Here is a 13,636-nt window from a genome sequence, read left to right as displayed (position 1 = left end):
TCCTAAGAATAGTGTTAGTGAGGAATGAGAAGTGTTTGGCCAACATAAATCAAATTGGGATTGCTAATATGATTTAGTTTTGCTAGGGCAGAGGCGGTGGTGTTATAGCGCATAGCAATACCTGAAAGGGTGTTACCTACTTGAACAATATAGGTAATGAAGGTAGGCTGAGATGTCTTAGTAGTCGAAGTAGGGATTTTAAGAACCTGACCTATATAAATTAAATTAGGGTTCATAATGTGATTAAGTCTTACGAGAGTGTTGACAGTCGTATGATAGTTTAAAGCAATAGTGGATAAGTTATCTCCACTTTGGACAGTGTAGTAAATGAAGGAAGGGGCCTCGGGTTTTTGTTCACTAGGTGAGGAAGGCTGGCTAGGAGCAGGCATTTGTGGTGTAGGTTCAGAAGACTCTGGGGCTGATTGAAGGTCTGGTATTTTAAGAATTTGCCCTACATAGATTAGGTTAGGATTAGCGATATGGTTGAGGTTAACAAGAGTTTGGACAGTCGTATGAAAGCGGAGTGCAAGAGCAGATAGTGTATCACCAGGTTGAACAATATAGGTAGAGAAAGTAGAAACTACAGGGGGTGGAGTAGGCTTTAAGTCAGGTGTAGGATGAGTTTCGGAAGGAATAGGGGATTCTTCTGCTGTAATAAAAGCGGACTCTTTAAAGTAGTCTAAATCGACATTACCAACGATACCATTGATACTTCCTGTATCGCTATGCTGGAATCCAGACCAGTTTTCCCAAGGACCCAGAGAGGATGGAGTTATCACATCATATTCTGCAATCCATAAAGGGTAGTGATTAAGAGAAGACGACCAAAGGTTAGCAGCATTATACTCATCTGTATAGAGCATGGGGGTAATACCAGTCAACTGAGTAAGTGTATCTAAGTAGGTCTTTGCAATAGCATTAATTTCATTATTGGATAAGTTACCAAAGTTTTCAAAGTCCATAGCAGGACGGCAATCCATTCTCTTATCTTTTATAAGGCTGGCAAAGTACCGAGCTTGCTCTTTAGCTTCTTCAGTAGAAGTAGCTATAACATAATGATAGAAACCTATTTTAAGGTTAGCTGCTTTAGCACCTTCATAGTGAGACATGAAATAGGCATCTTCATAATTACCACCTTCGCCAGCTCTTATATAGACCACTTCTATACCGTCTTCTTTGACTGACTCAAAATCGATAGGACCTTGCCATTCACTAATGTCTATACCATTTAGAACAGGCTCATTTGCGAAAATAGTAAATGAAAGCGTAGAAAATAAAATGAGAATTAGGATTGGGAAATATCTAAATAAATGTTGCATAAGATGCACCTCCTTATAGGGTTATACTATGACAAGTTAGGTAAAGAGGTGATTAAGCTATTACTATAAAAATAATGCACAATAAATAAATTAATATATATAAAATATTTATAAAAAATAAAAAAATAATAAACATATATTGTAAAAGTTTTCAGAAGAGATATAATTAATTAAAAATGTAATGGATTACATTTTTGAATCTGTAAAAATAAGGGGGCGTATAATGGCAACCATAAAAGATGTCGCAAAAGCTGCTCAAGTTTCTGTAGCAACAGTTTCTAGAGTACTTAATGACGATCCCAAGGTGAAGCCAGACACTAAACAAAAAGTTCAAGAGGTAATAGAAGCGCTTAATTACACACCTAATTTACTGGGTAGAAATTTAAGAAGGTCTTATACTAAAAATATTTTAGTACTACTACCTACCTTATCCAATACGTTTTATGCCACTATTATTAAAGGGATTCGATATGAAGTCGCTAAGGCAGGCTATAACGTAATGGTAGGGGTAACGGATCTTAATCCAGATATAGAAAGGCAGAATATTAGACTTTTGGAGACAAAACTTGTAGATGGGATTATCTTTTTTGCACCGCAAATAAGTCAGGCGGAACTGGAAGAAGTAGAAGCTTGTTATCCCATTGTGCAGTGTAGTGAATATATACAAGGCAGTCTAGTAAGCTGGGTCAGTATTGATAACCAAAAAGCAGCTTATGATGCAGTAAACTACCTTATTGAACTTGGTCATACAAGAATTGCTATGGTAACAAGTAAAAAGCCTTATACTTCTTCTATTTTAAGAGAAGCAGGATTTAGGGAGGCTTTGCAAAAGCACCATATCAACTTAGCTTCGGACTATCTTTACAAGACAGATTATATCCCTTCATCAGGCATGCAGGCAGCACATGATTTATTAAGTCTTAAAGAAAGCCCCACTGCTATTTTTACTATAGCGGATAGTATGGCAGTAGGTGTTATAAGAGGAATAGAAGATTTAGGGAAGAAAGTAGGGAGGGATGTAGATGTAATAGGATTTGATAATACCTTTGTATCTAAAATCTACCATCCAACCCTTACCACCATTAGTCAGCCACGTTTTGAAATGGGAGAGACGGCAGCGAAGCTTCTACTTAATAAAATTCAAGATATTCATGCATCCAAAGAGTATGTGACTCTTGCACATGAACTGGTCATAAGAGAGTCTACGCATACACTTAAAAAATAGATTTAAGTTATTAAAATAATTTATAAAATCATAAATTTTTAAAGGAGTGAAAGACATGGATAGAGTTTTAAAAATAGGTATTATTGGTTGTGGAGGCATTGCAACGCAGAAACATATGCCAGCACTTTCTAAACTTAAAAATGTAGAACTTGTAGCTTTTTGTGACATTATTGAAGAAAGAGCACAAAAAGCCTGTAAGAATTTTGGGACAGCAGAAGCTAAAGTGTATACAGATTACAAAGAGCTTTTAAAAGATGAAACCATTGAAGTGATACATGTATGTACACCTAATCGCTCACACTCTTTTATTTCCATAGATGCTATGGAAGCTGGCAAACATGTTATGTGTGAAAAACCTATGGCAAAGACAAGCGAGGAGGCCCTAGCAATGGTAGAAGCTGCTAAACGCACGGGCAAAAAGCTTACAATCGGTTATCAAAACAGGTACAGAGAAGACAGTATGTATCTTAAACGTGCTTGTGAGGATGATGCATTAGGTGAAGTATACTATGCAAAAGCACATGCTTTAAGGAGAAGGGCTGTACCCACTTGGGGTGTATTTCTAAATGAAGAGGAACAAGGGGGAGGACCACTTATTGATATTGGTACACATGCTTTAGACTTAACTTTATGGATGATGAATAACTATGAACCTGAACTGGTAGTGGGAAGTGTATTTAAGAAATTAGGGAACCAAACAGAAACAGCTAATGCATGGGGAGACTGGGATCCAGCAGAATATACAGTAGAGGATTCAGCTTTTGGATTCATTAAGATGAAAAATGGAGCAACCATTGTACTAGAGTCTAGCTGGGCACTTAATACACTAGATGTAGGTGAAGCACAAACTTCACTTTGTGGTACAAAGGCTGGAGCAGATATGAAAGACGGACTTCGTATTAATGGGGTTAAATACGATAAACAATATATTGAAAAACCTGGTTTAGGTGCTGGCGGTGTAGATTTCTATGATGGCAAGGCATTAGAGCCGCAAGATGTAGAGGCTAAAATGTGGATTGATGCCATCCTTAATGATACAGATGTACTTGTAAAACCAGAGGAAGCTTTAGTCGTTACACAGATTTTAGAAGCTATTTATGAGTCTGCTAAAACAGGAAAGCCTGTTTTATTTAACGTATAAACGTAGCTTCATTCAAATAGAGTAATAAGGGTACATAAAATAAGAATGTGCAGATTGCGTGCATTAAGGAGATACAAAAGAGGAAGAGCATAGAGTGAAAGATTACTTAAAAATGAATAGACGAGGTGAGCAAAATGAAACTTGGAATAATTAGTTGGATTAAGGAAGAAGACTTTAAAGAAGCCCAAAATAAAGGTCTAGCATTTATAGAGTTATGTGTTAATAACAGGCATAAAGAGTTTCTAGATCATGTAGAAAGCATTAAAGCTTATAGTGAAAAATACCATATGCCTATTGGATCTGTAGGAAGATGGGGCGAGGATAAAATCACAACTAAAGGGATAAGAGAAGAAGAACTTGCTATAGACTATGCACTTATTGAAAAGGCAGCTTATTTAAATTGTAATATTTACATTACGGGCTGTAATTATGTAGCAGATCTTTCCTACTATGAAAATTGTACACTGGCCATTCAGTATTTTGAAAAACTTATGGAATATGGCGAGCAGCTTGGTGTTAAAATTGCAACTTATAACTGTAGATGGAATAACTTTATTCATTCAGACCCAACTTGGTCACTTATTCATGGCTATTTGCAAGATCTTTATATTAAGTATGATACTTCACATTGTATTTATGCAGGGGGAGATTATTTAAGCGAAGCTAAGAAATGGGCACATCGTTTTATTCATGTTCATATTAAAGGTGCACTTATTGTAGATGGGGAAAGATTTGATGATCCACCAGCAGGCCTTGATCAGACAGATTGGCCAGCTTTTATGTCTATTCTTTATGCTAAAGGCTATAATGGTGGATTAAGTATAGAGCCGCATTCAGAAAACTGGCGAGGCGAACTAGGTAAAAAAGGAGTAGACTTTACCATTAATTATATGAAAAAGCTTATTTTATAAAGGAGGCTTTTAGATGAGTAAGTTAGCCGTACAGCTTTATACAGTAAGAGAAGAAGCAGGTAAAGATTTTATAGGAACATTAGAGAAAATAGCAGCATTAGGATATGAAGGTGTAGAATTTGCAGGATTTTTTGATATCCCAGCAAATGTCTTAAAAAATCAGCTAGATAGGTTAGGACTTACACCTGTAGGCAGTCATACATCCATTGAGCAGTTAGTAGACCATTTAGATGAAGTCATTACTTACAACAAAACTATAGGAAATTCTAATATAGTATGTCCTTGGTCAGAGGTGAAAGATGAAGAAAGTCTAGAGTTGTTAGTAGCTCAGCTTAAGAAGGTAGTTCAAAGACTACAAGATGAGGATATGATACTCCTTTACCATAATCATGACCATGAGTTCAAGAAAATAGGAGAAAATTATTTATTGGACCTTCTATTTGAGAAATGTGAAGGACTTTATGCAGAGGTAGATACTTATTGGGTACATCATGCAGGTGTAGATGTTATAGAGTATTTGATGAAGTACAAAGATAGAGTGAAACTTATTCATCTTAAAGATGGCATAGGAAATGAACTTAAAGCCATTGGTGAAGGGACAGCGCCAGTGAAACAAGTGATGGAACTTATGCAAAAATGGCCTATAGAGTGGGTGATTGTTGAAAATGATGAGCCGTCTCCTACAGGCCTAAAGGATATTGAAAGAAGTATGATCTGCATTAAAAATCAATTTTAGGGGAGGATGCAAGGTATGAAATTAGGTGTTTTTACATGCTTGTTAAGTGATAAAAGTCTGGATGAAGCTTTAGCTTATTTTAGTGAAAAAGGCATTCAGATGATTGAGGTTGGATGTGGGGGCTATCCAGGTAATAGTCATGCCAATCCAGACATACTCTTAAATGATGAAAAGGCATTAGAAACCTTTAAAGAAACGATTCAAAAGTATGGTTTAGAAATTAGCGCCTTAAGTTGTCACGGTAATCCTGTACACCCTCAAAAAGAGATTGCTAAAGCTTTTGATGAAACCATTAAGAAGACTATTTTGCTTGCAGAAAAGTTAGGAATTCATCAAATCAATACTTTTTCTGGCTGTCCTGGTGATCATGAGGGGGCTAAATATCCAAACTGGGTAACTTGTCCTTGGCCAGAAGACTTTCTAGCCGTTCTAGATTACCAATGGAATGAAGTTCTCATTCCTTACTGGAAAGAAACAGTAGCTTTTGCTAAGGTACATGGTGTTAATAAAATTGCCCTAGAGCTTCACCCTGGCTTTGCTGTATATAATACAAAGAGTATGCTTAGATTACGTGAGGCAGTAGGTCCTGAAATTGGGGCTAATCTTGACCCTAGCCATTTATTCTGGCAAGGTATGGACCCATGTCTTGTGATTCGCGAGCTGAAAGATGCTATTTTCCATTTCCACGCTAAAGATACAAAGATAGATACTTATAATACAGCGCTTAATGGTGTGTTAGATACTGAGCACTATGGTCATATTTTAAATCGTTCATGGGTGTTTAGAAGTGTAGGCTATGGCCATGATTATGCCGTATGGAAAGATATTATTTCTACTTTAAGGTTAGTAGGTTATGACTATGCCATTAGTATTGAACATGAAGATGGACTCATGAGTCAAAATGAAGGTTTAACAAAAGCAGTAGAATTTCTTAAACAAGTGCTTGTTTATGAAGAGACAGGACAAATGTGGTGGGCTTAAATAAAAAAAGCTAAGGAGAAGAAAACTGTATGAAGCATAGATTAGTCATTATAGGGTTTGGTGGCATGGGTACATGGCACTATGAAAATATTACAAAACGTATAGAAGATATTGAAGTAGTAGGAGCTTATGATATTAGACTTGAAGTAGAGGAAAATGTAAAAGCAGCAGGACTTAAATGGTATAAGAGCTTAGATGAAGTGCTAGAAGATGAATCTATTGATTTAGTTACTATTGCTACACCAAATGATGTACATAAAGAGATTGCGATTAAGTGCTTAAGAAAAGGCAAAAATGTAGTAAGTGAAAAACCTGTAACGATGAATGCTAAGGAGTTAGAGGAACTTATTGCTGTTAGAGATGAGACAGGTAAGCTTTTCTCTGTTCATCAAAATAGACGATGGGATAAAGATTATGCGATTGTAAGAAAAATTGTAGAAGATAATACAATAGGAAAAGTATGTATGATTGAAAACCGTGTACAAGGTTCTAGGCAAGCTATGCATGGCTGGCGTGCATTTAAACGAAACGGAGGAGGTATGCTTTTAGATTGGGGTGTACATCTTATTGATCAGCTGTTATGGATGGTAGAAGCACCTGTTATAGGTGTATATGCAGATCTTCAATCTATTTATTCTGAAGAAGTAGATGATAACCTAAAAGTAATGCTGAAATTTGGAAATGGTGTATCAGCCATTGTAGAAGTGGCAACTAACTGCTTTATCAATCAGTGTAGATGGCATATGATTGGTGAAGAAGGAACAGCTGTCGTTGAAGACTGGAGCTGCACAGGTAAGATTGTTAAGCTTAATAGTGAAGAAGCAATGGAATGGGCAGATACTATTGTTTATACAGAAGCCGGACCTACACGTACTATGGCTCCTAGACCAAGTGAGACAACGATTACACTTCCGTTGCCTGAGGTACAAACAGAATGGACAGATTATTACAAAAATATTGTAGGCGTACTAGAAGGCAAAGAAGAGCTTATTGTAAAACCAGAAGAATGTCTACGTGTTATGCACGTCATTGATGCTATTTTTGAATCTGCTGAAAAAAATACCAGTGTAGAGTGCTATATTTAATAGAGATTTTGATAAAGAAGGGCATATCATACTCAGAAGATTAATAGAATAGTATAGATATTATGCTGAGGTGATTAAATGCTTAGTGATCAACGCTATGTAGTCTTATCACTTGAACTACACTTATTCTTTGCAAGAATAATGAAGGAGCATGCTTTATTTTTAGAAGCGGGCTTTACACCAAAGAATGCAAACTTAGCAAGAGAAGCAGATAGGTATAAAACAAATTTTGAAAGGCTTTTATCCCGTGCTGTAGACCTTAGTAGTGGGGTAATAAGGCCAATGGTATTATCTTCAGGTGAAATTGTTACTGATTTTACTTTAGGATCTGAACAAAAAACACAAAATTTTACGGGGATCCCAATCAATCAGAGTATTACTGTAAGAGAGGCACAGCTGCACAGCGGTACTAATCCTAATATTACACCTGCAATGGTAGATAGTGTGAGGAGGATCAATCAAGGTATAAGTGGCGTGCTTAATGGACTCATTAACTTTAAGACCCAATTATTAAATGACGTATTATCTTGTAATGTTTTTACTGTTAATTACCCCTTACTTATTGAACATATTTTAAGAGAGGCAAGGTTATATCGTGATTACTTAAATGATATTGAAAATGGTCAAGATATTGATAATAAGGACCCTCGCGAAACGGAGCTATTTTGGGATCAAATTATGATGGAGCATGCTTTGTTTATAAGAGGCTTACTTGACCCGACTGAGAATCAATTAATTGATACATCAGATAACTTTGCAAATGAGTATGCGGTCTTACTTGAAAGAGCGAGAAATGCTACAGATCAAACGCTAGCAAGTGTAACAGATGAAACTTTAAGGGAAACAATGAGATTTAAAGACTTTAAGCAAGCTGGAACAGAAGGGATAGCAGCGTGTAAGATACGCTCTATCATCTTACCACTCCTTGCAGACCATGTTTTAAGAGAAGCCAATCATTATATTAGATTATTAAGGCAAAGGCCTATGAATAGACGCAGATAAGCCAAATATGAAATGACTTATTCAAGCACTTACTGATTCTAGTAAGTGCTTTTTTGTATTTTTACGTAGATGGATGTAATTTCCTAGAAGGAACAACGGGGAAAATCTTGCATAAAATGTTAGAGTACATTACTATTACACAAGGGGGAACAGAAAATAATGAAGCGCCAGAACTTAATCAAATAAGAAAAATTAAGTTGACGAGGGCTAGAGTTATCGAAAATTCGGCGGATGCTCTAGAGGGATCACACCCTTACAAGATGACAAATCTATAAGGTGACTTATAGGACAAAACATCTTGAGTGAATTCCCCCTGATATAAATAATCAGGAGGTATGAAATATGTGTGGAATTGTAGGTTATTATGGAAAAGACTATGCAGCAAAAATGGTTTTAGATGGACTTTCACAGCTTGAATATAGGGGTTATGATTCAGCAGGTATTGCCCTTATAGAAGACTCAGGTCATTTAATCTACGCGAAAGAAAAAGGACGTTTAAAGAACTTAGAAGAAACCATGCACGTGCAAAATTTAGAAGGGCATATTGGAATTGGTCATACAAGATGGGCAACCCATGGGGCACCTTCTAAAGTAAATGCACACCCTCATTTGAATGAGGCCCGTACTATTGCCGTGGTGCATAATGGGATTATAGAAAATTATATGGAGCTTAAAAAAGAACTAATAGGATATGGGTATAAGTTTGTATCTGATACAGATACAGAAGTGATAGCTCACCTTATAGATTTTTATGAAGCAGGTAATTTAGTAAACGCTGTTTATAATGCAGCTAAACGTTTAAAAGGAGCTTATGCACTTGGGATTATCAGTAGCAATCAGCCAGATACACTTATAGCAGTAAGAAATGAAAGTCCACTTGTTATTGGTGTAAAAGGCCAGGAGTATATGATAGCATCAGATATTCCAGCCCTTTTAAAGGTAACAAGAGATGTTTATTATATGGATAATGGTGAGGTTGCTATTATTGAGAAGGGTAAACTACGTATACAAGATTATGCAGGAAACCTAGTACAAAAAACACTTACCCATATTGACTGGGATATTGAAGCAGCTTCTAAGAATGGTTTCGACCATTTTATGATGAAAGAAATCTATGACCAACCTAGTGCTATTCATGAAACACTTGCAAGAAGATTAGACTCTAACAAAATGATTCAATTAGATGATATTAAGCTATCAAAGCAAGAGTTTGAGCAGATACAGAAAGTTTATATTGTAGCTTGTGGTACAGCCTATCATGCAGGACTAGTAGGTAAGTATGCTATTGAGAAGCTTGCACATGTGCCTGTTACAGTAGATATTGCTTCAGAGTTTAGATATAGTGATCCTTTTATAGATGGGAATACCTTACTTATTGCAGTTTCTCAGTCTGGTGAGACAGCAGATACACTTGCAGCAGTGAGAGAAGCTAAACGAAAAGGGGCAAGAGTGCTTGCCATTACTAACGTAGTAGGTTCTTCCGTAGCAAGAGAATCACATGATGTTTTCTATACCTGGGCTGGTCCAGAAATTGCAGTAGCTTCTACGAAAGCTTATACAGCGCAACTAATAGCTTTTTATATGCTGGCACTTCACTTTGCACGTATTAAGGATACTATAGCCTATAATGACTATAGAGAAAAAGTAGAGCAAATTGAAAAACTTACACCAGCAGTAGAAGAAATACTAAGTAGAAAAGAAACAGTTAAAGAAATTGCACAAACTTTATTAGAAGCTAAAAGTGCCTTTTATCTCGGTAGAGGTTTAGACTATATGTCAGCTATGGAGGCTGCACTTAAGCTTAAGGAGATTTCCTATATGCATACGGAAGCTTTTGCAGCGGGAGAATTGAAGCATGGTACTATAGCACTTATAGAAGAAGGTATACCTGTACTTGCCATTGTGACACAGGATAGGCTTGCCGAGAAAATGATTTCCAATATGAAGGAAGTTAAGGCAAGGGGGGCCTACGTGATTGCTATTGCTAAGGAAGGCATAGAGCATATTCATGAAGTAGCAGATAAGGTTATTGAATTGCCTAAAGCCCCAGATTTATTTATGCCTATTCTTTCTGTTGTACCTAGTCAGCTTCTTGCGTACTATGTATCAACGCTTAAAAATAATGATGTAGATAAACCACGTAATTTAGCTAAATCAGTTACGGTGGAATAAAGTATAAATAAAATGTAGGTACGGAAACCATTTTTCAACTGCTAGATAAGGCACAATGAGATCTTAAAGAAATGGCAAGTGTAATAGATTGCTAAAGTCTACAGAGAATGTAAAAGAGGTATAACATATTCTATTCAATATGTTATACCTCTTTTTTAGGATACTGCGAGGGTATGTTTTCGGATTAACAGGTATTTTGCGAATTGTGAATATAAAAGATTTATTAAAGTAAAAGAGATATGAAATGCTTGATAGAAAGTGCTAAAGCAAAATAAGCTAAGGTTTTTAATAAAAGCAACTTAACAAAAGTAACTCTAGATAGACTTGAATTAATATTTTAAATTTTATATAAATTAACATTTGTAAAAGCGTGTTTAAATGATAGTTGGTAAAGTGCTTAAAAAAACAAATATAAAACATACAAAATAACTATATAAATGTTTAGTGTATAATTTATTATGTACAAATTTTACTTAGTTTTACTATAAATAGTTTAAAATTTATAAAAAAATATAAAATATTGTTCAAAATTAGTTTAAATTATTAATAATTTATGGTATATTATTTATAGAAAGTTACTTAATTTAAAACACACTATGAGTACAAGGGGGAAGATACATGGTAAAAAAATTAAAACAACTTATGGTATTAGGTTTAGCAGTGGGTGTAACTGTAACAGGATGTAGTCCAAGTGGATCACCTACAAGTAAGGAACAAACTGATACAAAACAAGAAGCAGATAATAAAAAGGGAGATCCTGTAGTCATTCGTATTGGTTCACATGCTGGTAATAGTATGAATCCAGATTATAAAGACCCTGTTACAGGGAATTATGCAATGAATGATGAAGATCGTGAAATTGCACTCGAGGCAATGCAAAGAGTTGAAGATAAATTAAATGTAAAAATCGAGTGGGTACAGTTCCCAGGAGAAACAACAGAAGTATTACTTCAAAGCGTAATGGCAAATGATCCAGTTGCAGACGTTGTTAACCTTTATGCAAACTCACAAGGGATTATTTTAGGTCAAAATATTCTTCAACCACTTGATGAATATCTAGAATATTTTGAAGGGGATGCACCAGCGCCTATTTATGGAAAACATTACTTCCTTGCTGTAGCAGGTGATCATTGTACACCATTATCACCACTTTTCTATAATATCAATTACATAGAAGAAGTAGATGCGTTAAAAGAAAATGGGAAAACTGTTTATCCAACAGATCTTTACAAAGCTGGTAAATGGACATGGAGTACATTTGAAGATTACTTAGCAAAAATCGAAGCACACTATGCAAATAGCCAAGCTCCAGAAAGACCAGAAAAACGTATTGATGCCTATAGAACAGACTACACAGAAACCCTTATTCAAGCTATGCATTCTGCAGGTGGTAGCATCTACGGTGATGATGGCCTTGGAATAGAGTCTCAAGCAACAAAAGATGCCGTAGCCTATGTCCAAAAGCTTATTGATAAAAAACTTTTAGTTTGCGAATTAAAAGAAGGTACAAGTAACAGACCATATAATGCACAAGGAGAACCATTTAATAAAGGGGAGTCAGTATTTACAAATATTGAAGACTGGCGTTCAAGTGAAGCAGCAGCTAAAGCAGCAGATCGTGGACAATCAATCGGTTTCATTCCATTCCCAAGACCAGATCATATGGAATTTGATGATCCTAACTACCGCCAAGTACGTACAGGTGGAGAAACTTGGGCAATCTTAAGAGGTGTGGATGAAGAAAAAATTCCTCTTGCTATTCAAACTTATGAAATGTATATGAAAGAGAAATCTGAAATTACTAAAGAAGTAAAGGGTGAAGAGCAAAAAGTATTCTTATCAATTGACCTTTTCCATCCAGAAATTGGTACTGACATGGAAGAAATCTACTTTGAAAGTATTGAAAAATCATTTGTTAATGAATTCTCTAATATGACAGGCGTGTATTGGGATTTCATGGGTATTGCTGGAGATGCTATTTATGGTATTGGTGGTTCACCAAGCTACGATGTAGCCATTGAAGCTAAGAAAAACATTGTTACAGATAAGATTAGTAGCGTAGAAGCACTCTTAAATACAACAGAAGTTAAAGATAATATTGCACCAGCTTTCACTGAAATTGAAGCAGGTAAAACATATAGCTTCCCAGTGGGAACAGATCCAAATAGCATCAAGTGGAATGAAAACTATACTGTAGCTGACAATATAGATGGTGAACTTGATAAAGAACAAATCGTATTTGATACAACAGCAGCAGACTTTAATACAGTAGGTGCTTATAAAGCTGGTGTAGTTGGAACAATTAAAGATTCAAGTGATAATGAAGGTACAGTAAAAATTAATGTTGTTATTTATGATGCTAATAATACACAAGCTCCAACTTTAACTATTAAAGAAGGATACAGAGCTCTTGCAAAAGATGAAGATACATCAAAAGTAAATTGGGGTAATGATTTTGTTGAAGTAGCAACAGATAAAGATGGTCTAGATCTTAAAGCAAATGTTGTAGCAGATTTATCAGAACTTGATACAACAACATCTGGTACATATAATGTTGCACTTACAGTAACGGATTATGCAGGTAATGAAGCAACTCAAACAATTGAAGTAACAGTAGAGTAATAACAAACACATATTAACCATTCCTTTTTTGGGGCTACATAGGAAACTATGTAGCCTTTTTGATAGATTAAAAATAAATTAAAAAAACATTTGACAATATAGTTAGAATAGATTAAACTTATGTAAATATTATTTATAGGAGAATAAAAATGAACTTAACTATTAATTACAAAACTTTCGAAATGAATAAGTTTTATTATGGCTATTATAGATAAGTTTGTATTTATGATTTGAAAGGCTTTTATCATAGGTACAAACTGTTACAGCTTTTGTATCTATGATGGCTTCCTTTGACATATAAAAAAGAAGGTCACATAGAAAATTGATATGCTCCCCTTAAGGTAGACAGTTTAAATAATAAAACTGTTATCTTAAGGAGGAGCATTTTTCATGGGAAGAAAATCAAAAATTTCATATGAAATAAAAATAGATGTTGTTAAAA

The 13,636-nt window shown here is 35.4% G+C and carries 11 protein-coding genes; 10 read left to right on the top strand and 1 reads right to left on the bottom strand.

The annotated features are described in order from the left end of the window. Window positions 1-14 precede the first annotated feature (14 nt). Entirely contained in the window at window positions 15-1,319 is a 1,305-nt protein-coding gene (locus H8718_RS08235) for a LysM peptidoglycan-binding domain-containing protein (protein WP_249332541.1), read from the bottom strand. Window positions 1,320-1,542: 223 nt separating this feature from the next. Here H8718_RS08235 and H8718_RS08230 point away from each other — a divergent pair, with 223 nt between their 5' ends. The 10 genes from H8718_RS08230 (at window position 1,543) to H8718_RS08185 (ending at window position 13,194) form a co-directional block, all read left to right on the top strand. After that, a complete protein-coding gene (locus H8718_RS08230) occupies window positions 1,543-2,544 on the top strand; it encodes a LacI family DNA-binding transcriptional regulator (RefSeq protein WP_249332540.1) in 1,002 nt (333 codons plus the stop codon). 55 nt (window positions 2,545-2,599) lie between these two features. After that, window positions 2,600-3,685: a Gfo/Idh/MocA family protein gene (locus tag H8718_RS08225; RefSeq protein WP_249332539.1), complete on the top strand. Its 1,086-nt coding sequence runs from the start codon at window positions 2,600-2,602 to the stop codon at window positions 3,683-3,685. Between the two features lie 134 nt (window positions 3,686-3,819). Then, the gene (locus H8718_RS08220) at window positions 3,820-4,596 is read left to right on the top strand and encodes a sugar phosphate isomerase/epimerase family protein (RefSeq protein WP_249332538.1); all 777 of its coding nucleotides are present in this window, start codon (window positions 3,820-3,822) and stop codon (window positions 4,594-4,596) included. Between the two features lie 13 nt (window positions 4,597-4,609). Then, window positions 4,610-5,332 carry a sugar phosphate isomerase/epimerase family protein gene (locus tag H8718_RS08215; RefSeq protein ID WP_249332537.1) on the top strand — a complete coding sequence of 241 codons (723 nt, stop codon included), beginning with the start codon at window positions 4,610-4,612 and terminating at the stop codon, window positions 5,330-5,332. Window positions 5,333-5,347: 15 nt separating this feature from the next. After that, window positions 5,348-6,313 carry a sugar phosphate isomerase/epimerase family protein gene (locus H8718_RS08210; protein WP_249332536.1) on the top strand — a complete coding sequence of 322 codons (966 nt, stop codon included), beginning with the start codon at window positions 5,348-5,350 and terminating at the stop codon, window positions 6,311-6,313. 29 nt (window positions 6,314-6,342) lie between these two features. After that, window positions 6,343-7,398, top strand: a complete 1,056-nt coding sequence (locus H8718_RS08205; RefSeq protein ID WP_249332535.1) for a Gfo/Idh/MocA family protein — start codon at window positions 6,343-6,345, stop codon at window positions 7,396-7,398. Window positions 7,399-7,476: 78 nt separating this feature from the next. Further along, window positions 7,477-8,400 (top strand): DUF2935 domain-containing protein, encoded by a 924-nt coding sequence (locus H8718_RS08200; RefSeq protein WP_177671551.1) that lies wholly within the window; start codon window positions 7,477-7,479, stop codon window positions 8,398-8,400. Between the two features lie 107 nt (window positions 8,401-8,507). After that, window positions 8,508-8,675, top strand: coding sequence for a hypothetical protein (locus H8718_RS08195; protein WP_177671550.1), 168 nt, complete (start codon window positions 8,508-8,510; stop codon window positions 8,673-8,675). Between the two features lie 67 nt (window positions 8,676-8,742). Further along, window positions 8,743-10,572 carry a glutamine--fructose-6-phosphate transaminase (isomerizing) gene (gene glmS, locus H8718_RS08190; RefSeq protein ID WP_249332534.1) on the top strand — a complete coding sequence of 610 codons (1,830 nt, stop codon included), beginning with the start codon at window positions 8,743-8,745 and terminating at the stop codon, window positions 10,570-10,572. Between the two features lie 618 nt (window positions 10,573-11,190). Beyond that, window positions 11,191-13,194: a hypothetical protein gene (locus tag H8718_RS08185; protein ID WP_249332533.1), complete on the top strand. Its 2,004-nt coding sequence runs from the start codon at window positions 11,191-11,193 to the stop codon at window positions 13,192-13,194. Window positions 13,195-13,636 lie beyond the last annotated feature (442 nt).

It is taken from the genome of Zhenhengia yiwuensis (genome assembly GCF_014384995.1).
Lineage (GTDB): Bacteria > Bacillota > Clostridia > Lachnospirales > Cellulosilyticaceae > Zhenhengia > Zhenhengia yiwuensis.
This window is presented reverse-complemented; position numbering and strand designations above follow the sequence as displayed.

Bases quoted from the DNA above. Each gene is read 5' to 3' on its own strand.
- H8718_RS08235 (WP_249332541.1), bottom strand. From the start codon at position 1,319: ATGCAACATTTATTTAGATATTTCCCAATCCTAATTCTCATTTTATTT.
- H8718_RS08230 (WP_249332540.1), top strand. From the start codon at position 1,543: ATGGCAACCATAAAAGATGTCGCAAAAGCTGCTCAAGTTTCTGTAGCA.
- H8718_RS08225 (WP_249332539.1), top strand. From the start codon at position 2,600: ATGGATAGAGTTTTAAAAATAGGTATTATTGGTTGTGGAGGCATTGCA.
- H8718_RS08220 (WP_249332538.1), top strand. From the start codon at position 3,820: ATGAAACTTGGAATAATTAGTTGGATTAAGGAAGAAGACTTTAAAGAA.
- H8718_RS08215 (WP_249332537.1), top strand. From the start codon at position 4,610: ATGAGTAAGTTAGCCGTACAGCTTTATACAGTAAGAGAAGAAGCAGGT.
- H8718_RS08210 (WP_249332536.1), top strand. From the start codon at position 5,348: ATGAAATTAGGTGTTTTTACATGCTTGTTAAGTGATAAAAGTCTGGAT.
- H8718_RS08205 (WP_249332535.1), top strand. From the start codon at position 6,343: ATGAAGCATAGATTAGTCATTATAGGGTTTGGTGGCATGGGTACATGG.
- H8718_RS08200 (WP_177671551.1), top strand. From the start codon at position 7,477: ATGCTTAGTGATCAACGCTATGTAGTCTTATCACTTGAACTACACTTA.
- glmS (WP_249332534.1), top strand. From the start codon at position 8,743: ATGTGTGGAATTGTAGGTTATTATGGAAAAGACTATGCAGCAAAAATG.
- H8718_RS08185 (WP_249332533.1), top strand. From the start codon at position 11,191: ATGGTAAAAAAATTAAAACAACTTATGGTATTAGGTTTAGCAGTGGGT.